Origin of the sequence: Roseateles cavernae, assembly GCF_040187885.1 — a bacterium.
In the GTDB taxonomy this organism is placed as follows: Bacteria; Pseudomonadota; Gammaproteobacteria; order Burkholderiales; family Burkholderiaceae_C; genus Roseateles_E; species Roseateles_E cavernae.
In genome coordinates this window covers 1,220,961-1,238,624 of sequence record NZ_JBDPLH010000001.1, presented here as the reverse complement: position 1 = coordinate 1,238,624, position 17,664 = coordinate 1,220,961, and the positions used below count along the sequence as shown (strand labels likewise).

Genomic DNA, 17,664 nt, shown 5'->3' with positions numbered 1-17,664 from the left:
TGCTCACTGCCATTCGCGCAGCTCCACAAAGGCGCGGGCGCGCAGCTCGGTGACCCATTCGCGGTAGGCGTCCTCGTACTTCTGCTCGCGCAAGGCATTGCGGGCCTGCTCGCGCAGCTGCTTGGGATCGACCTCGGTGTCACGCCGCTCCAGCACCTGGATCAGGTGGACGCCGAAACGCGAGGGCACCGGTGCCGAGATGCCGTTGATCGGCAGCGCATTCATCGCCTCCTCGAACTCGGGCACGAAGCCGCCCGGCGAGACCCAGCCCAGATCGCCGCCGCCGGCGGCGCTGCCGTCCTCGGAGTTGTCGATCGCCACCTTCTCGAAGCTGGTCTGGCCGCTCTCGATCAGACGTTTGAACTCGGCCAGGCGGCGCGCCGCCACCTCGGCGCTCAGCTGCTCGGAAGGCCGCAGCAGCACATGGCGGGCCCGGGTCTGCGTGACCATATTGACGGCATCGGCCGCCGTGCGGCGCTGCACCAGCTTCAGCACATGAAAACCGGCCCCCGAGCGCAGCAGCTCGGCGCGCACCGCACCGGACTGCAGATCACGCACCGCGTCGACGAACAGATCCGGCAACCGGTCGGCCGCGCGCAGCCCGATCTCGCCGCCGCGCTGCTTGTTGCCGTCCTCGGAGACTTCGCGCGCCACCTTGGCAAAGTCCTCGCCACCCTTGACGCGGGCCAGCGCCGCCTCGGCCTTGGCGCGGCGCTCGGCCACCAGCGCCTCGGCCGCGCCCTCGGGCACCGCGACCAGGATCTGCGCGATATTGAGCTGGTCCGCACCGCCGGCCTGCTGGCGGCGCTGCTCCAGGAATTTGTCGATCTCGCCGTCGGTGATGCTGATGCGGCCCTGCACCTCGCGCTCGCGCACCCGCTCGGTCATCATCTGGTCGCGCAGGTTCTCGCGGAAGCGCCGGTAGTCCAGACCCTCGGCACGCAGGCGCTCGCGCAGCTGCTCCATCGTCAGCTTGTTCTGCGTCGCGACATTGGCGACCACCCGGTCCAGCTCGGGCTCATCGACCCGGGTGCCGCTCTCGCGCGCATGGGTGACGATGACGCGGTCCTCGATCATCGCTTCGAGCGCCTGCTTGCGCAGCGCCTCGATATCGGGCGTCTCGCCGCGGCGGCGGGCCTCCTCGCGCAGGCGCTCGGTGCGCAGCGCCACCTCGCTGGCCGCCACCACATCCTGATTGACGACGGCGGCGATATGGTCGCCCGGCCGCAGATTGGCGCCGGTGCTCTGCGCCTGGGCCACTGAGCAGACCAGGGTCGCGCTCAGCACGCAGGCCAGAGGCAGGAAACGAAAGAGCTGCAGATCAGTCATAGGATTGGATGGGCGAGCGGTCGGAGCTCAGCTGACGGTAACCGGGGATATTGTCTCTCAGGACTCCGAGCGCATTGGAGCCCAGCTGGGACAGGCCCACCAGCTCCAGCTGCAGCAGCAAACGGGTATTGGTTTCGGCCCGGCCGGTCGACAGCCGCTCGGCCCCGACCCGCAGGATCCAGCAGCCGGCGTCATATTCGACGCCCAGCACCGAATCGGTGAAACGGCGGTCGCGCAGGCTGTACTGCAGGCGGCCGGCGCTGTACCAGGCGCCGCTGCAGCTGCCGCCGCCGCTGCCAACGCTGCGCCGCGCGCGCGGCCCGTCGGACTGGGCCACCGCGCCGAACAGCGGCCATTGCCAGCCCAGCTCCAGCTGCTCGCTCTGCCCGCGCGCCAGCCGGTAGGCAGCATTGACGGTGCGGAAGGGGCCGGGTGAATAGCGCGCGCGCAGGGTCGAGCGCACGCTGCGGCCCGAGTCGGCATTGAATTGCAGCGAACCATCCATCCACCAGCGCTCGCTGACATGGGCCGAACCGAGCAGCAGCAGGTCGGAGACCTTGCGCGTCTGCGTCTGGCCGTCCGGCGTGATGCGCTGGTCATTGAACAGAAAGCGCTGCACCAGGCCCAGGCGCAGCAGCTCGGCGCCGCCATTGGCGTCGATCCAGCGCGAGGTCGCGCCCACCGTCAGCTGATGGGCGTCGGACACCCGGTCGACACCGGAGAACTGGTTCTCGGTGTAGATCGAGTCGAAGTTGAAGTCCTTGGCCGCCGAGTCGAAATTGGGCAGGTCCAGCTGGTCGCGATACGGCGTCTTGACATAGAGCAGGCGGGGCTCCAGCGTCTGCGTCAGCCCGCGCCCGAACAGCCGGGTCTCGCGCTCGAAGATCCAGCCATGGTCGAGGCTGAAGCTCGGCACCGAACGGCTGGCCGAGCGCCGGCCATCGGCCAGGGCCTGGTCCAACGAATAGCTGGCCGCATTCAGCGACAGCTTGGGGATCAACCACCAGGCCGCGCCGCTCATCGGCAGGCTGACATGGCCCAGCAGATGCACGCGCGAGCCGGTCTGGGTCTGGCTGCTGAGCGCGTCGGTGGGCAGGTCGAAGCGGTTGTATTCCAGCTCCAGCCCGCCCTCCAGCCGGGCCTTGCGACCCCAAGGGGTGAAGCCGGCCAGCACGCCCTCGTCGGCCAGGCTGGACAGGCGCACGCCGATCTGCGGCGTGCGCTGGTAGGGCGACTCGAAGCGGGTCTGCAGATCCGTGCCCTGCAGCAGCTGCCATTGCTGGATGCGCGCATAGGTCTGCGCCTCGCCCCAGCGGAAGCTGTAGCCGCGCTGCAGCTGCAGATCGCTGCCCAGCAGGCGCTGGGTGTCGCTGTCGATGCGCTTGGGCAGGTCTTTCCAGTAGTCGTCGTCCGAGACCCGCTCGGAGCGCAGGCGGTAGCGCCAGGCCAGGCCCAGCTCGCCGTCATGGCTGAGGTTCAGCGCCCAGCGCTTGCGATCGGCGACGCGGTCATTCGGCAACCAGGCCAGATTCAGCTCGCCGCGATGATGAGGCTCCAGATAGCGGAACTCGCTGTCCAGGCCGACCCCGCGGCGTGTCATCACAAAGGGCGTCAAGGTGGCGTCGCGCTGCGGCGCGATATTCCAGTAGTAGGGCAGGCCCAGTTCGACACCGCTGCGGTTGTCGACACCGACATTGGGCGGCAGCCAGCCCGATTTGCGCTCACCGCCCAGCGGGAAGCTCAGCGCCGGCGCGGCCAGGATGGGCACGCCGTAAAAGCGCAGCACGGCCTTGCTGGCCAGGCCTTCGTTGGCCTCGAAGTCCATCTTCAGGGTCTCGGCCGTCAGCTGCCAGGCCTGGGTGCCCTCGCCTTCGACCGCCGGACAGCTGCTGTAAGTCGCGGCCTCGGCGCGCAGGCGCTTGCTGTCGAGAAAGCGCAGCGAGCGGGCCGTGCCGCCGCCGCCGGTTTCCGAAAAGAAATAGCTGGGCTGCAGGAACTCGCCTTCGAAACGCTGCAGATACAGCTCCAGGCTGGGGCCGCGCACGGTATTGCCGGCCCGGCTGATCTCGACGCTGCCGGTGGCGCGCGCCAGATCGCTGGCCTGCTCGTAGCTCAGGCTGTCGGCGCGCAGCAGCAGATCGCCATAGCGCAGCTCGGCCTCGCCCTCGGCCAGCGAACGCTGGTCGATCTGGGTCTGCAAGCGCTGGGCGCTCAGCACCAGGGCCGGCTTGCTGGTCTCGCTGCTGGCCGGCGCCGCCAGCAGGCGCGAGGGGCGCAGGCGCAGCGGCTCGTCGGCCGGCGCAGCGAGGGCTTGCCCGCACAGGCCCAGCAGCAGGGCTGACAGCAGCGGGGTCAGCGCGGTCGGCGGCGGTGAGGAGGGAAGCGGTGGGCGCAGCACGGCGTCGGCGGGCGTCTTCTTCGGACGATGTTGAGCGAGGGCTTCGGCGCGGTGCCGACGGTTTGTAGAATTGATTATCCATGAGGCACCCGCCTCGCACCCAATGCCGCGCCGCTGCGGCCGTCCAAGCTCCCCCATGAACGCTATCGTCTGGCCCGACCCGGCCCGTGAACAACAGTTGCTGGCCTGGCTGGCGCCGCTTGCCGCCCCCCATGGCCTGCGGCCCGAGACACTGCAGCTGGCCAAGGAAGATGCCAGCACGCGGCGCTATCTGCGCCTGCAGACCGCAGCGGGCGGCTCGCTGATCGTGATGGATGCACCGCCCCAGCATGGCAGCCAGCGCGCCTTCATAGAGATCGCCGCCCATATGGCCGACTGCGGGCTGCGCGTGCCGACGGTGCTGGCGGCCGATGAAGGCCTGGGCTTTCTGCTGCTCAGCGATTTCGGCGACCGGCCCTATCTGCAGGCGCTGCAACAGGCCGATGACCGGGAGGCCGACGCGCTGATGCGTGCCGCCATTGCCACGCTGCTGCAGTGGCAGCTCAAGGGCGATGCGCAGCGGCTGCCGGCCTTCGACGAGAGCTTTGTGCGCCGCGAGCTGCAGATCTTCAGCGACTGGTGCGTCGAGCGCGAGTTCGGCCAGCAGTGGAACGCGACCCAGCAGGGCTGGTGGGCACACAGCTGCCAGGTCCTGGTGGACAACATCCTGAGCCAGCCCCAGCTGGCGATGCACCGCGACTTCATGCCGCGCAATCTGATGGTGATCGAGGGCGGGCCCGGTGTGCTGGACTTCCAGGATGCGGTGCGCGGCCCGATCAGCTATGACCTGGCATCGCTGCTGCGCGACACCTTCATCTCCTGGGACGAGGAGCGCGAGCTGGACTGGGCGATCCGCTACTGGGAGCAGGCGCGCAAGGCCGGCCTGCCGGTGGACGCGGACTTCGGCGAGTTCTGGCGCCAGCTGGAATGGACCGGCCTGCAGCGCCATCTGAAGATCCTGGGCCTGTTCTGCCGCCTCAAGCAGCGCGACGGCAAGCCCGCCTATGCCGAGGACCTGCCGCGCTTCTTCGCCTATGCGATCAAGGTCTCGACCCGCTATGTCCAGCTCTCGCCGCTGACCCATCTGCTGGAGGGCCTGCGCGGCAATCTGGTGCAGACCGGCTTCAGCCTGCGCTAACCGACTCGCCGCAGACGCCCGGGTTGGTCTCGCAGCCGGCGGCTGCCAGCCAGGGGTCACGGTCCTCGCCGCCGAAGACCTCGACCAGGAAGTCGAGGAAGGCGCGGGTGCGCGCCGGCACATATTTGCGCGTCGGCATCGCGGCCCAGATCGTGAAGCTGAACAGCCGCCACTCGGGCAGCACGCGCTCCAGCGCATGCTCCATCAGCGCGTCCTCGATCAGAAAGGACGGCAGGCCGGCCACGCCCAGCCCGTGCAGCGCGGCGGCGTAATTGGTGTCCATATGCGCGGTGGTCAGCACCGGCCGCTTGGGGATCAGGGTCAGGCTTTCGCCACCCGGCTCGTCATCGCCCCAGACGCCGCGCTGGAACACGATGCCGCGCTGCAGCTCGGAGACCGGCGGCAGCAGCGAGTCATGGTCGCGCAAATCATTCGGATGCTGGGGCCGGCCGCGCTTGCTCAGGTACTCGGGCGAGGCGCACAGAATCACCTCGGTGCGTGCCAGCCGCCGGGCCACGAACTCACCGTCCAGCGGATGGCGGGTGTGCAGAATCGTCAGGTCGAAAGCCTCGTCCACCGTCTCGATGCCGCCGGGCGAGCTCAGCTCCACCGAGACCTGCGGATAGAGCTTGTGGAATTTGGGCAGGTGCTTGGCCAGCTGATGCACCGCGATCGCCGGCGGCACCAGCACACGCAGATGGCCGCGCGGCTCGGTCGTCGCGGTGGTCGCCAGGGCCTCGGCCTCGTCGACCTCGACCAGGATGCGGCGGGCCCGCTCCAGATAGGCCTCGCCGATATCGGTCAGCGCCAGGCGGCGGGTGGTGCGGTTGATCAGGCGGGCGCCCAGATGCTCCTCCAGCTCGGCCACCAGCCGGGTCACGACGGCCGGCGCCAGGTCCAGGGCGCGCGCGGCGGCGGCAAAACTGCCCTCGTCGATGACGCGGACGAAAACACGCAAGGCTCGGAGCTGGTCCATGGGAGGCTGAGGCTGGGCCTCTGCAGGTAGTGGGCGCGGCCCAGTCTAAGTGATCACGATGACCGGCGTCCGGCCGGGCCCGCAGGGCGGCAATCGCACAGGGACGGCTGCCGGCATCGGCCCCTCATCCGGGGGGTCCCCGGGTCACGGGGTTGCTGCGTCCCCTGAAGCCGGGACAATCGGCCCGCCTCTCACCCCGCCCAGCGCATGCCTTCCGTCTACCTCCTACGCCGTACCCCCCAAGCGCTGCGCCAGGCCAGAGCCGCCCTGTTTGATGAGCTGCCGAGCTGGCATTGCGTCGGCGTCAGCACCCAGATGCATGAGGCCTTGCCGCAGGTCGAGCGCTTGCGGCCCGATATCGTCGTCTGCGATCTGCACCTGATCAACGGCCATGCGATCGCGCTGCTGCGCCGCCTGGAGCGGGCGCGGCCACGGCTGATGCTGCTGACGACGCTGGCCGACGACACCTTGCTGTTCGAGTCCTTGTGTGGCGGCGCCCAGGGCTACTGGCTGGACGCCGGCGGGGCCAAGGGGCTGGGGCGGGCGCTGCAGGAATTCCAGCAGCGCCGCGCCACGATGTCGCCGGCGCTGGCCCGCCAGACGCTGGCGAGCTTCGGCCTGCTGCGCAGCGACCTGAAGCTGGCGCACTGCGTCAGCTCGGCGCATGACCTGGCCCCGGCCGCGCCGGGCTGCCTGCTCAGCAAGGCCGAGCAGCATCTGCTGAGCATGCTGGCCCAGGGCCTGCTGGAAGGCGAGATCGCGCAGCGCTGGCAGACCAGCCCGGCCGATATCGGCCAGCGCCTGGCCTATATCTATGCGGCGCTGCAGCGCCAGCAGCAGGTCGCCCCGCAGGGCTTCATCAGGTCGTCGGCGGCGCCGTATCGATGAAGCTGGCGCGGGCCGACAGCTTGTCGAACAGGCGCGCCAGATTGGGATGCGGGCCGCGCCAGTCGATGCCGGGGAAGCGGAAGTCCAGATAGCCCAGCGCACAGCCGACCGCGATATCGGCCAGCGTGAAGTGATTGCCCGAGCACCAGTTCTTCTCGCCCAGGCCCTGGCCCATGGCCTGCAGGGCCGCCATCACCTTGCTCATCTGGCGCTCGACCCAGACGGCGCTGCGCTGCTCGGCCGTGCGGCCGACCCAGGTCTGCTCCAGGCGCGCCAGGATGGACGCATCCATCAGGCCATCGGCCAGCGCCTCCCAGGTGCGGACCTCGGTGCGCTCGCGGCCGCGCTCGGGGATCAGCTTGCCGACCGGCGACAAGGTGTCCACATATTCGACGATCACGCGCGAGTCGAACACCGCCCCGGTGATCGCGTCCTGGCCTTCCATCACCAGGCAGGGCACCTTGCCCAGCGGGTTCATCTTCATGATGGCGTCGCTGGACCAGACGTCTTCCAGCACCAGCTGGTAGTCGAGCTTTTTTTCCGCCATCACGACGCGGACTTTGCGGACGTAGGGGCTGGCGAGGGATCCGATGAGTTTCATGTCTGGCTTGTGTCGGACGGACTGTCCATTTCGAAAAGATTCTAGCGAAGCACTTGTTGTGCGCCAGGCTGTACAAAGCCCCGGAACTGGTGCATGCAGACATCCCCCGAAGGTCCCCTTGTCAGCCCGGCGGCCCGGCCTCAGACTACGGGCCCGACAGGCGGCTCAGACCGCCGCAGCGGCACAAGTCAACCAGGGAGGACCGATGAACGAACACTTTTCCGCCGCCGAGCCGCAGGGATCGGCCGCCGGCCCGCGCGAGCTGCGCATCGAATTCAGCGCCTCGGGCAGCGAGTATTTCCGCATCTGGATCGTCAACCTCCTGCTGATCATCGTCACGCTGGGGCTGTATCTGCCCTTCGCCAAGGCGCGCCGGCTCAGCTATTTCTATAGCAACACCCTGGTCGACGGCCAGGCCCTGGCCTTCCACGGCAACCCCTGGAAGATGTTCCGCGGCTTCGTGCTGCTGGCCGTGCTGATGCTGGTCTACGGCGTCTCGGGCCAGATCTCGCCGACGGCCGGCGTGGCCGCCTTCCTGATACTGGCGGCGGTCTGGCCGGCGCTGTGGCGGGCGGGTCTGCAGTTCCGCCTGGCCAACACCAGCTGGCGCGGCCTGCGCTTTGCGTTCACCGGCGATCTGCGCCAGGCCTATCTGGCGATGCTGCCGGCTTATCTGCCGGCGGCAGTGATCGTCGCGGTCTCGCTGCTCAATAGCGAGGCGCTGGAGAGCAAGAGCTTCACGCCGGCCCAGGGCCTGATCGGTGCGGCCACCCTGCTGATCATGCTGCTGTCGCCCTGGAGCCTGAGCCTGAGCAAGCGCTACCAGCAAAGCCACTACGCGCTGGCCGGCCAGCATTCGCGCTTCGGCGTGGGCACCGGCGCCTTCTACCTGCTGATGCTGAAGTTCGTGCTGTTCCTGATCGGCTACGCCCTGCTGGCCGGCGCGGTGCTGGCCGGCGTCTACTTCCTGCTGCAGGCGCCGCTGCTGATGGCGCCGCTGGCCCTGCTGGCCTATCTGGGCCTGTTCGCCCTGGTCGGCCCCTTCTTCACGGTGGCCCTGCAGAACATGGTTTGGCGCGGCACCAGCAGCGCCGGCCTGCGCTTCGACAGCCAGCTGCGGCTGCGCGCCTTTGCCTGGCTGAACCTGAAGAACTGGCTGCTGACTGCGCTGACCCTGGGCCTGTACCGGCCGTTCGCGGTGGTGCACGCCAACCGGATGCGCCTGCAGGCCGTCAGCCTGCGCGTCAACGGCGATATCGATGCCTGGGTGGCTCGCAAGAGCGCCGAACACCAGGATGCCAGCGGCGACGCCGCCGGTGATTTCTTCGGCATCGACATGGGGTTCTGAGCCCGTGGATCAGCCCGCCATCCTGCCGCTCGAGCTGTTCGACGGCCGCAGCGCCCGCCCCCAGCCGGTGCAGGCCTGGGTCGAGGCCGGTACGCTGCGCCTGCGCACTGTCCATGGTGAGCACGGCGAGGGTCAGGTCTTGAGCTACCCGCTGCGCCGGGTGCGCTGGCCCGAGCGCCAGCGCCACGGCCAGCGCCAGGCCCAGCTGCCCGACGGCGGCGTGCTCAGCGCCGCCGATGCCCGCGCCTGGGATGACTGGGCGCGCGCCAGCGGCATTGGCGACTCCATGACGGTGCGCTGGATGCAGAGCTGGCGTCTGGTCACGGCGGCGATGCTGCTGCTGGTGCTGAGCCTGGCGACCGGCTGGCGCTGGGGCATACCGTGGAGCGCCGGCGCCGTCGTCGCCCTGCTGCCGGCCGAGGCCGAGCAGCAGATCGGCAGCCAGGCCATGCAGAGCTTCGACACGCGCTGGTTCAAGCCCAGCACGCTGGCGCCGTCGCGCCAGCAGGCCATCGCGGCCGACTTCGCCGCGTTGCTGAGCGCCGGCGGACGGCCGACCCCGGCCTATCAGCTGCATTTCCGCAGCGCCGGCAAGGAGCTGGGGCCCAATGCGCTGGCCCTGCCCGGCGGCCACATCGTGCTGACGGATGCGCTGGCCGATTTGCTGGCCGACCAGCCTGACGCGCTGGCCGGCGTGCTGGCCCATGAGCTGGGCCATGTGCAGCAGCGCCACGGCCTGCGCATGGTGGTGCAGGCCGGGCTGCTGGCCAGCATGGCCGGCCTGGTGGTGGGCGACTTCTCGGCCGTGCTGGTGGGCATCCCGACGGTGCTGGGCCAGCAGGCCTACTCACGCGAGTTCGAGCGCGAGGCCGATGCCTACGCGCGCGAGCTGCTGCGCGCCGGCGCACGCTCGCCGACGGCGATGCTGGTGTTCTTCGAGCGCATCGAGAGCTACAAGAAGGACCATAGCGCGTCGGCCCTGCCGATCGCGCTGGCCAGCCATCCGGCCCACGAGGAGCGCAAGCGCTTCTTCGGCGCCGCGCCATGAAAAAACCCGGCCGAGGCCGGGTTGTGTCGGAGCGATCTGCCGCTCAGAAGCGGTGCACCAGATTGAGCGAGTAGGCGCTGGCGTCCTTGCCCGGCTTGTCGGTGAAACCGTAGAGCAGGCCTTGCGAGTAAGGCAGCACCTGCTGGCCGCTCTTGTTGTCCACATAGCTGGCCGAGAGCCAGACCGAGGTGCGCTTGGAGAACATATGCTCCAGCGCCACGCCGCCGATGGCCGCCTCGCGCGCCGCCACCGAGTCGCTGTAGGCGCCGTAGCTGACGACCACGCGGTTGCGCTCGTTGACCAGGTAATGCACGCCGCCATAGGCCAGATGGCCGTCGAAGCCCAGATTGCTGGCGATCTGCGTGCCGTAGGCCAGGAAGGCCGGCTTCAGCGCCGCCGGGATCGCGGTGTTGGCATTGAGCTGCGCGCGCAGCTGGGCACCGAGGATCGGGTGCTTGTCCTTGGCGCTGACCACGAGGCCGGTGACTTTCCAGGGGCCGGTCGAATAGCTGGCGCCGATGATGGTGTTCTCCAGCGAGTCCAGGCCCTCGGAGGTCTTGCGGCGCTGATGGCCCACGCCGATGTCAAAGCCACCGCTGGCATAGCCGGCGCTGAGGCCCCAGAAGCGCCCCGGGCCGACCTCGCCCTCGCCGGCGCCCAGCATCGCGTTGAAGCGGAAGCCGTTCATCTCGGCCACATACTGCAGCGAGTTGTCGATGCGCACTTCCAGGCCGGTGGGCACGGACAGGGTCGCGAGGGCATTGCCGATATTGCCGGCCTGGTGCGGATCGAAACGGCCGTAGGTGGCGAACGCCGGGCTGTACTGGCGGCCCGCCAGCACCGCGCCGACCGGGGTGACGATGCCGGCCCAGGCCTGGCGATGCCAGAAGCGGTTGTTCAGCGAGGCCGCCAGCGAGGCGCCCAGCGCGGGCTCCAGCTGCGAGCGTATGGTGTTGGGCACGCCCACCAGCGCGCGCGCCGGGATCGCGAAGCCCGAGATCGGGGTCTGCTGGTTCTGCGAGCCGGTGTCGGCGTAGAGCTGGTGCTCCAGGGTGAACATGGCGCGCCAGCCGCCGCCCAGGTCCTCGTTGCCACGCAGGCCCAGGCGCGAGCCCAGCTGGGTGCCGCTGGAGACGAAGCGGCGGGTCTTGTCGCCGTAGCCGTCGATCGCGGTCACGCCCACATCGATGATGCCGTAGAGCTGCACGCTGCTCTCGGCGCTTGTCTGCGCGGCAGCGCCGCCGCACAACAGGGAAGCGGCCAGGGCCAGGATGGCTTTGTTGTTCTGTGTCATTGGGGTTCTCCTTGTCGGTGCGGTCTCAGCGCACCCAGCCCTTGGTCTTCAGCGCCTCATACACGGCATTGCCGAACTTGGCATGCGAGGTCACCGTCGGGTGCACGCCGTCGGCGAACAGCGAGGTCGCGGCCGGCGCCACCGCCGCCGGGAAGTAGGTGCTGAACACGCCCGGGATCTCGAAGCAGACCAGCGAGGTGTTGTTGGTCTTGGCCGGGTCGCAGACCGGCACCGCGATATTGGTGAAGCCGTTGGCGGCCGGGTTGTCGTAGTACTGGGCCGACAGCGCGGCGGCGTCGAACAGCATCACGCCGGTGTCCATCAGTGCCAACTCCTTCTTCAGCTGGTCGTTGAAGGCCTTCACAAAGGTCGACATCAAGGTGCGGCCCGAGGCGCCGACCTGGGCGCTCTGGCCCATCGGCGACTTGGCCGAGTCCGGCAGGGTCAGGACGACGATGCGCTGCGCGCCGGCTGCCCGGGCGCGCCTGGTCTGCTCCAGCAGGGCCAGCGCGGCCTGCTCCATCTCGATCACATACTTGCCGGCGATCGCCTGCTGCAGCGCGGCGATCTGGGCGGCCGACTGACCAGCCAGCGTGGCGGCGGTCACCGCCGCCGTGATCTCGGGCCCGGCCAGCGCGAGGTTGTGGAAGACATCGTTGTTGCCGCCCCAGAAGACCACCAGGTCGGTGGCCGTGAAGCTGCCCTTGGCGAGCGCGCGGTCGACCTGCTGGACCACCGGCACGGCGGTGGCGCCGGTGCAGGCGCCGGCGGCGTTCGGGCTGCAGCCGATGCCGGGCTGCTTGGCCACACGCGAGCCGCCCTGGGCGTAGTTGGTGGCGTTGGCGGCGCTGCTGATCTGGGCCGACACCGGGAAGCTGCTGCCGTATTCGAAGCGCTCGTTGACGATGGTCGTGCCGAGCTTGCCGGCCAGCACCTCGACCCATACGGCGCCGGCACTGTTGGTGAACTTGCCGACCGGGGCCGCCGTGATCGCGCCGCCGGTGGCCTGGGCCACGGCCGCCTGGGCGAACTTGGTATAGGTGCCGCCATCGGTCAGGCTGTCGCCGAAGGCGACGATGCGGGTGGTCTCGTTGCTGCTGGGGGCAGGGGGCGAGCTCTCGCCACCACCGCAGGCGGTCAGCACGGCCAGGCTCACGGCGCCAAGCGCCAAACGGATATTCATGGGATGTGTCTCCTGCTCATGAGGCTCGCTCATGGCGCGAGCCTGTTTTGTATCTAGCGCCGCAGCATGCCATAGGCAGGCACGCGCCTAGCTAGGGTTTTCAGGCGCCGAGGTCCGGTGACCAGGAGGCCGCAGGCGTGGCACAAAGCCTGGACGGCAGGCGCCGCCGGGCCGGCCGGCCAGGCTAGAGCTGCGCCTCTATTCCCGGTCGCGCACCCGCAGTCTGTGCGATGCGCGCAACGCTCAGCGCCGCCCTAGGCGCCAGTCGAGCTCGGCCGCCGGCCGGCCCGGCAGGCTCAGGCGGGCGGTGGCCGGCGTCGTCCGGCTCAAGACCTGGCCCCGGCGCACGACCAGCAGCCGGGTCGCCCGCAGCCGCAGCGCCTCGACCGCATCGCCGGCCTGCAGCAGCACGAAGTCGGCGCTGCGACCGACCTCGAGGCCGTAATCGTCGAGGCCCAGGATGCGGGCGTTGTTGACGGTCACCGCATCGAAGCAGGCGCGCATGCCGGCCTGCGAGGTCATCTGCGCCACATGCAGGCCCATGCTGGCGACCTCCAGCATGTCGCCGCTGCCCAAGCTGTACCAGGGGTCCATCACGCAGTCGTGGCCGAAACCGACATTGACGCCGGCCGCCATCAGTTCGGGCACCCGGGTCATGCCGCGGCGCTTCGGATACGTGTCGTGGCGGCCTTGCAGCGTGACGTTGATCAGCGGATTGGCCACCGCATGCAGGCCGGCCTCGGCCATCAGCGGGATCAGCTTGGAGACGTAGTAGTTGTCCATCGAATGCATGGACGTCAGGTGCGAGCCGGTGACCCGGCCCTGTAAACCGAGGCGCTGGGTCTCGAAGGCCAGGGTCTCGACATGGCGCGACAGCGGGTCGTCGCTCTCGTCGCAATGCATGTCCACCCGCAGGCCGCGCTCGGCGGCCAGCTCGCACAAGAGCTTCACGCTGGCCGCACCATCGGCCATGGTGCGTTCGAAATGCGGGATGCCGCCGACCACGTCGACACCCATGTCCAGCGCCCGCTTCAGGTTCGCCAACGCCCCCGGCGCGCGCAGCACGCCGTCCTGCGGGAAGGCCACCAGCTGCAGATCGAGATAGGGCTTCACCCGCTCGCGCACATGCAGCAGGGCCTCGACGGCCAGCAGGCGCGGGTCGCAGACATCAACATGCGAGCGTATCGCCAGCAGGCCCTTGGCCACCGCCCAGTCGCAATAGGCCAACGCCCGCTCGACCAGGGCGTCCTGGGTCAGCAGCGGCTTGAGCTCGCCCCAGAGCGCGATGCCTTCCAGCAGCGTGCCGCTCTGGTTGACCCGGGGCAGGCCGTAGCTGAGCGTGGCGTCCATATGGAAATGGGCATCGACAAAAGGCGGGCTCAGCAGCTGGCCCTGGCCGTCGATGATCTCGACGCCCTCCGGCGCCGGCAGGGCCGGCGCGATGGCGGCGATGCGGCCGTCCTGCACCAGCAGGTCCTGGCCGTGGCGGCCATCGGGAAGGCAGATATTGCGTATCAGCATGGCCGCGAGCCTACCATTGGAGGGGCCGCCAGCAGGCCGGCAGACCGCCAGGAGAACGGCCATGGACATCACCAGTTTCGAGCACTACCGGCAGCAGGCCCTGGCTGCCGGATTCGACGAGGTGCTGGAGCGGCGCTGGGCGCCCTTGACCGTGGTCGACGAGCACAGCCATCCCTTTGTCGCCAAGGCCGTCATGGCCGAGGGCGAGATGTGGCTGACGGTGGCAGGCCAGACCCGGCATCTGCGGGTCGGCGACGGCTTCGAGCTGGCGGCCGGCGAGCGGCACGCCGAGCGCTACGGCGCCGACGGCGCGGTCTACTGGGTGGCGCGGCGCGCCGCCTAGCCGGGCACGGTGCTGAAGGCCTGGGGCGGCGGGTCGCCGACCTCCAGGCGTTCGTACTCGGAGATCAGCTGCGCGCCGAACAGCATCAGGGTCGCCCCCAGCTCCAGACTCAGCAGCACCGCGATCGAGGTGGTCAAGGAGCCGTACACCGTGCTGATCTGCGACAAGGTGCCGAAGTACCAGACCAGGGCATGGCGCGACAGCTCCCACAGCAGGGCCGCAGCGATCGCGCCGAACAGCGCCAGCCGCAGCGAGGGGCGCCCCACCGGCATCACCAGATAGATCGAGGTCAGCACAAAGACCTCGCCGGCAAAACCCAGCAGATAGAACAGCAGGCCGGACACCCCGACCAGCGACCAGCTGCGCCACAGGAACTGCAGCTCGCTCTGGCCCATGGCCTGCAACGCGCCGGCCACCAGCGTGACGACCAGCAGGCCGAAGCCCAGGCACAGGATGTAGCCATAGGGGATCAGTGCCGAGACCAGGAAGTGGCGCCGCCGTATCAGCACGCGGTGGTGGAAGATCACCGACATCGCGTTCTCCAGCACCGTGAAGGCCAGCGAGCTGAAGAACAGCATCGTCACCAGCAGCACCCAGCCCACCACCGAGCGGAAGGCCAGGAACTGCGCCAGCTCGGTCACGATGGCGCGCGAATGCCCCGGCAGCAGCCATTCCAGATAGCGGCCCAGGGTCTGCAGCAGCGCCGCCTGGTCGACCACATGCGAGAGCGCGATCACCGCCAGTATCAGCAGCGGCACGATGGACAGCAGCGCGTAGTAAGCCACCGCACCGGCCAGCAGCAGGCCCTGGTTGGCGCGAAAGGCCTTCAGCGCACCGAGCAGGAAGGCGCCGGGGTGGCGCAGCAGCTGGGCGGCGCGCGGGTCAACGAGGGCACGCGATCGATTCATCGCCATCGCGGCTGCGCTCAGCGCCCGCGATCGACGCCGCGCCCCGGTGTCTGGTCATCCTCCGGCGCCGGGTCTATCGGTCCCTCATCAGGGTCGACAGGCATGGGCTGGGGCTCCTCATCATCACCAGGCGCCTTGATCGGCGGTCGGTGCGCATGCAGGGTATCGGGGGGCGAGGTCGGGTAGATGAAGGACATGACGGACTCCGGTGGGCTTCTCCTGCTGCATCGTGCCGGGAACACCGTGGGGTTGGAGTCGGACAAGGGCGGCTGTTCGTGTCAGGCAATGCTCACAGCATGCTGATGGCTATAGGCATGGAGCGGCGAACACTGAGGTCTGCGGCAACAAGTGGCGACTCACAACCCATGGGGGCGCTGCTGCGCTCCGTGTTGATGGCTGCTTCGTGCCCGAAGCGGAAGCTCGCGACCAACGGACATCGAAACAGGAACACTCGAGCGCGTACTTGGCGGGCAACGGGTCGTCACTTTGCGCCAGTGCTGTCCGTTGCAGCAGATAGAGGATCTGCCGGCGCCCCCGGGACTGTCCACATGCGAACGCGTGGCAGGAATACCCTGGCCTTGCCAGTAGCGATCTGCTGACCTTGAAGAATGGCTGCTTTGAGGCAGGCAGAGCTCCCAAAGCCCTAGTCCCGACAGCTCAGAAGTGTCTAGTTAACCCGAGGCAATTCAGATCGACAGTGTCTTCAACCTTTTGGGGATCTGCTCCACAAGAAATGCCATCAGTGCCCGAACTGTTGGCGATTGATGGCGCTGCATGGGGTAGATCAGATGGACTTTCAGCGGGGCCATTTGCCAGCCTTCCAGCACCCTGACCAATTGACCCGATGCGACCAGCGGCGCAGCCTGGAACTCGGGCAGTACGGCGATTCCCAGTCCGTCCAAGGCGGGGGCAATCAAAGCGTCGGAAGGTCCGATGATTAAACGTGAACGCAAAATTCCTTTTGCGGTTCTAGTTCGCGAATGCAGTTTGATTTCTGCGGCTTCCCTCGACTGCAGAAGGCCAGCGTACGCGCTGAGTTCACATGGATGCTGCGGCAACCCGAATTGGCTTGCATAGGCGGGGCTTGCAAACAGGGCTGGGCGTACGGTGCCGATGGCACGGGCCTTCAGGCTGGAATCGACAAGTTCGCCAATGCGCACCGCCAAATCAATGCCTTCTTCGATGATGTTGACGTGGCGGTTGCTGAGCTTGACATCCAGTTCCAGATGTTCGTGTTTGAACAGGTACTCAGTCACCAGCGGAAGCAGCACGCCTTTGCCAAACGTCGCTGACGCAGCCAGACGAACGCGACCACTTGGCGGTTGATCCTGAGAAAAAAGATCATGGGTGACGGCGTTCAGTTTATGGATCAGTGGACTTGTTCCGTCCAGCAGGCGTTGGCCAGCGTCGGTCAATGCGAAGGCTCGGGTATTGCGCTTGACGAGGCTGACCCCTGCTGCCGTCTCCATGCGCGCCAGGCGGCGCGACAAGGTTGATTTTGGAACATCCAGTTGGCGAGAAGCTCGTGAGAGGCTCCCTGCCTCCGCGATCTTGATGAACCACTGGAGATCGTCGATCGAGTAGTTCTCATTGTTCATATTTGTGTACGCCGATGTCTACAGAACGAGTCTATGTGCGCAAGGTTAAACCATAAACAATTCAGCTTGTTGTCGGGTCGAGCGAGGACACATGGATCGCTTCCTTGCCTGGCCGCAGACCTGATTCAACAAGCCATTACACACTTTCAAGCAACTCAAATGACCATACTCGTTACGGGCAGCACGGGGCTTATCGGCTCACAAGTTGCGGCGCTTCTAGCCGCGCAAGGCGCAGACGTTCACGCCCTCACCAGAACACCAGAACAGCGACGGTTCCCACCGGGCGTCAAGGCGGTCAAGGGGGACTTTCAGGATGTTGATTCGATGCGCGCTGCCATGGGTTGCGCAAGAACGCTTTTCTTGCTCAACACGGTTGCCGCAGACGAAGTCACCCAGGCTCTGATTGCACTCAACCTAGCGCGCGAAGCAGGTATCGAGCGCATCGTTTACCTGTCTGTCATGCACAGCGACCGTTTCACCGAGGTTCCGCATTTCACTGGGAAGCACACGGTTGAACGCATGATCGAACAGCTTGGAATGCACGCGACCATTCTGCGTCCCGCTTACTTCATGCAGAACGACGATGCCTTGATTCGGTCCGATGTTCTGGAGCGGGGTGTGTATCCCATGCCTATCGGCAGCGCAGGCATTTCCATGGTGGACGCGCGTGACGTGGCGCAGGTTGCCGCACGACATCTGCAGCGCCGAGACGCCGCAAGCGAACCCTTGCCAACGGAGGTTTTGGATGTCGTGGGGCCAACGGCGCTGTCGGGTGAAACCGCCGCCGCTGTGTGGAGTGATGTGCTGGGCAAGACCGTCGAGTACGCAGGTGACGATATCGGGCCTTTTGAAGCGCGGTTCCGGAGCTTTGCACCCGCCTGGATGGCGTATGACATGCGGCTCATGATGGCACGCATGCAAATGGATGGCGAGCTGGGTTCCGCTGGCGCAGTCGAGCGCATGCAGCAAGAACTGGGCACCTCGTTGCGGAGCTACCGCGACTACGCGCTAGAAACGGCTGGGCGCTGGAAGACTGCCCAATGAAGGCGAAA

Annotated in this window: 16 protein-coding genes; 6 read left to right on the top strand and 10 right to left on the bottom strand. The window is 67.7% G+C overall.

Translation table 11 applies throughout. The features are described 5' to 3' along the window. Window positions 1-3 precede the first annotated feature (3 nt). Both ABGI63_RS05845 and ABGI63_RS05840 read right to left on the bottom strand, forming a co-directional pair. The gene (locus ABGI63_RS05845) at window positions 4-1,329 is read right to left on the bottom strand and encodes a peptidylprolyl isomerase (protein WP_349741493.1); all 1,326 of its coding nucleotides are present in this window, start codon (window positions 1,327-1,329) and stop codon (window positions 4-6) included. After that, window positions 1,322-3,727: an LPS-assembly protein LptD gene (locus tag ABGI63_RS05840; protein WP_349741492.1), complete on the bottom strand. Its 2,406-nt coding sequence runs from the start codon at window positions 3,725-3,727 to the stop codon at window positions 1,322-1,324. Before ABGI63_RS05840 ends, ABGI63_RS05845 begins: the two co-directional genes overlap by 8 nt. 136 nt (window positions 3,728-3,863) lie before the next feature. On the opposite strand from ABGI63_RS05840, the gene ABGI63_RS05835 reads away from it, so the two are divergent. Next, complete coding sequence (locus ABGI63_RS05835) at window positions 3,864-4,904, top strand: aminoglycoside phosphotransferase family protein (RefSeq protein WP_349741491.1); 1,041 nt, start codon at window positions 3,864-3,866, stop codon at window positions 4,902-4,904. Here ABGI63_RS05835 and ABGI63_RS05830 read toward each other — a convergent pair. Further along, on the bottom strand, window positions 4,891-5,880 hold the full coding sequence (locus tag ABGI63_RS05830) for a LysR family transcriptional regulator (RefSeq protein WP_349741490.1): 990 nt from the start codon (window positions 5,878-5,880) through the stop codon (window positions 4,891-4,893). The two genes, ABGI63_RS05835 and ABGI63_RS05830, sit on opposite strands and share 14 nt — an antisense overlap. A 207-nt stretch (window positions 5,881-6,087) precedes the next feature. Between ABGI63_RS05830 and ABGI63_RS05825 the strand changes: the two genes are divergently transcribed. Then, window positions 6,088-6,768: a response regulator gene (locus ABGI63_RS05825; RefSeq protein WP_349741489.1), complete on the top strand. Its 681-nt coding sequence runs from the start codon at window positions 6,088-6,090 to the stop codon at window positions 6,766-6,768. Here ABGI63_RS05825 and ABGI63_RS05820 read toward each other — a convergent pair. Then, complete coding sequence (locus ABGI63_RS05820; protein WP_137942646.1) at window positions 6,740-7,369, bottom strand: glutathione S-transferase family protein; 630 nt, start codon at window positions 7,367-7,369, stop codon at window positions 6,740-6,742. The genes ABGI63_RS05825 and ABGI63_RS05820 overlap by 29 nt on opposite strands. A 205-nt stretch (window positions 7,370-7,574) precedes the next feature. Between ABGI63_RS05820 and ABGI63_RS05815 the strand changes: the two genes are divergently transcribed. Then, window positions 7,575-8,717, top strand: coding sequence for a YjgN family protein (locus ABGI63_RS05815; RefSeq protein WP_349741488.1), 1,143 nt, complete (start codon window positions 7,575-7,577; stop codon window positions 8,715-8,717). A 4-nt stretch (window positions 8,718-8,721) separates the two neighbouring features. Further along, complete coding sequence (locus ABGI63_RS05810) at window positions 8,722-9,765, top strand: M48 family metallopeptidase (protein WP_349741487.1); 1,044 nt, start codon at window positions 8,722-8,724, stop codon at window positions 9,763-9,765. Between the two features lie 43 nt (window positions 9,766-9,808). Here the strand turns inward: ABGI63_RS05810 and ABGI63_RS05805 are convergent, their stop codons facing one another. From ABGI63_RS05805 to ABGI63_RS05795, 3 genes are all read right to left on the bottom strand, one after another. Next, window positions 9,809-11,059 (bottom strand): porin, encoded by a 1,251-nt coding sequence (locus tag ABGI63_RS05805; RefSeq protein ID WP_349741486.1) that lies wholly within the window; start codon window positions 11,057-11,059, stop codon window positions 9,809-9,811. Between the two features lie 25 nt (window positions 11,060-11,084). After that, window positions 11,085-12,242, bottom strand: a complete 1,158-nt coding sequence (locus ABGI63_RS05800; RefSeq protein ID WP_349741485.1) for an SGNH/GDSL hydrolase family protein — start codon at window positions 12,240-12,242, stop codon at window positions 11,085-11,087. 243 nt (window positions 12,243-12,485) lie between these two features. Next, window positions 12,486-13,763 (bottom strand): amidohydrolase family protein, encoded by a 1,278-nt coding sequence (locus ABGI63_RS05795; protein WP_349741484.1) that lies wholly within the window; start codon window positions 13,761-13,763, stop codon window positions 12,486-12,488. 61 nt (window positions 13,764-13,824) lie between these two features. Between ABGI63_RS05795 and ABGI63_RS05790 the strand changes: the two genes are divergently transcribed. Continuing rightward, window positions 13,825-14,106 carry a cupin domain-containing protein gene (locus tag ABGI63_RS05790; RefSeq protein WP_349741483.1) on the top strand — a complete coding sequence of 94 codons (282 nt, stop codon included), beginning with the start codon at window positions 13,825-13,827 and terminating at the stop codon, window positions 14,104-14,106. Here the strand turns inward: ABGI63_RS05790 and ABGI63_RS05785 are convergent. From ABGI63_RS05785 to ABGI63_RS05775, 3 genes are all read right to left on the bottom strand, one after another. Beyond that, window positions 14,103-15,014 carry a YihY/virulence factor BrkB family protein gene (locus ABGI63_RS05785; RefSeq protein ID WP_349741482.1) on the bottom strand — a complete coding sequence of 304 codons (912 nt, stop codon included), beginning with the start codon at window positions 15,012-15,014 and terminating at the stop codon, window positions 14,103-14,105. The two genes, ABGI63_RS05790 and ABGI63_RS05785, sit on opposite strands and share 4 nt — an antisense overlap. A gap of 17 nt (window positions 15,015-15,031) precedes the next feature. Next, on the bottom strand, window positions 15,032-15,211 hold the full coding sequence (locus tag ABGI63_RS05780; protein ID WP_349741481.1) for a hypothetical protein: 180 nt from the start codon (window positions 15,209-15,211) through the stop codon (window positions 15,032-15,034). A 489-nt stretch (window positions 15,212-15,700) separates the two neighbouring features. Next, a complete protein-coding gene (locus tag ABGI63_RS05775) occupies window positions 15,701-16,612 on the bottom strand; it encodes a LysR family transcriptional regulator (RefSeq protein ID WP_349741480.1) in 912 nt (303 codons plus the stop codon). A 159-nt stretch (window positions 16,613-16,771) separates the two neighbouring features. Between ABGI63_RS05775 and ABGI63_RS05770 the strand changes: the two genes are divergently transcribed. After that, a complete protein-coding gene (locus ABGI63_RS05770) occupies window positions 16,772-17,656 on the top strand; it encodes an NmrA family NAD(P)-binding protein (protein WP_349741479.1) in 885 nt (294 codons plus the stop codon). Window positions 17,657-17,664: the final 8 nt, after the last annotated feature.

What these genes read in the sequence shown, in the direction of transcription:
- ABGI63_RS05800 (WP_349741485.1), bottom strand. Translation starts at nt 12,242, where the DNA reads ATGAATATCCGTTTGGCGCTTGGCGCCGTGAGCCTGGCCGTGCTGACC.
- ABGI63_RS05785 (WP_349741482.1), bottom strand. Translation starts at nt 15,014, where the DNA reads ATGAATCGATCGCGTGCCCTCGTTGACCCGCGCGCCGCCCAGCTGCTG.
- ABGI63_RS05770 (WP_349741479.1), top strand. Translation starts at nt 16,772, where the DNA reads ATGACCATACTCGTTACGGGCAGCACGGGGCTTATCGGCTCACAAGTT.
- ABGI63_RS05780 (WP_349741481.1), bottom strand. Translation starts at nt 15,211, where the DNA reads ATGTCCTTCATCTACCCGACCTCGCCCCCCGATACCCTGCATGCGCAC.
- ABGI63_RS05830 (WP_349741490.1), bottom strand. Translation starts at nt 5,880, where the DNA reads ATGGACCAGCTCCGAGCCTTGCGTGTTTTCGTCCGCGTCATCGACGAG.
- ABGI63_RS05805 (WP_349741486.1), bottom strand. Translation starts at nt 11,059, where the DNA reads ATGACACAGAACAACAAAGCCATCCTGGCCCTGGCCGCTTCCCTGTTG.
- ABGI63_RS05815 (WP_349741488.1), top strand. Translation starts at nt 7,575, where the DNA reads ATGAACGAACACTTTTCCGCCGCCGAGCCGCAGGGATCGGCCGCCGGC.
- ABGI63_RS05795 (WP_349741484.1), bottom strand. Translation starts at nt 13,763, where the DNA reads ATGCTGATACGCAATATCTGCCTTCCCGATGGCCGCCACGGCCAGGAC.
- ABGI63_RS05825 (WP_349741489.1), top strand. Translation starts at nt 6,088, where the DNA reads ATGCCTTCCGTCTACCTCCTACGCCGTACCCCCCAAGCGCTGCGCCAG.
- ABGI63_RS05790 (WP_349741483.1), top strand. Translation starts at nt 13,825, where the DNA reads ATGGACATCACCAGTTTCGAGCACTACCGGCAGCAGGCCCTGGCTGCC.
- ABGI63_RS05845 (WP_349741493.1), bottom strand. Translation starts at nt 1,329, where the DNA reads ATGACTGATCTGCAGCTCTTTCGTTTCCTGCCTCTGGCCTGCGTGCTG.
- ABGI63_RS05820 (WP_137942646.1), bottom strand. Translation starts at nt 7,369, where the DNA reads ATGAAACTCATCGGATCCCTCGCCAGCCCCTACGTCCGCAAAGTCCGC.
- ABGI63_RS05835 (WP_349741491.1), top strand. Translation starts at nt 3,864, where the DNA reads ATGAACGCTATCGTCTGGCCCGACCCGGCCCGTGAACAACAGTTGCTG.
- ABGI63_RS05775 (WP_349741480.1), bottom strand. Translation starts at nt 16,612, where the DNA reads ATGAACAATGAGAACTACTCGATCGACGATCTCCAGTGGTTCATCAAG.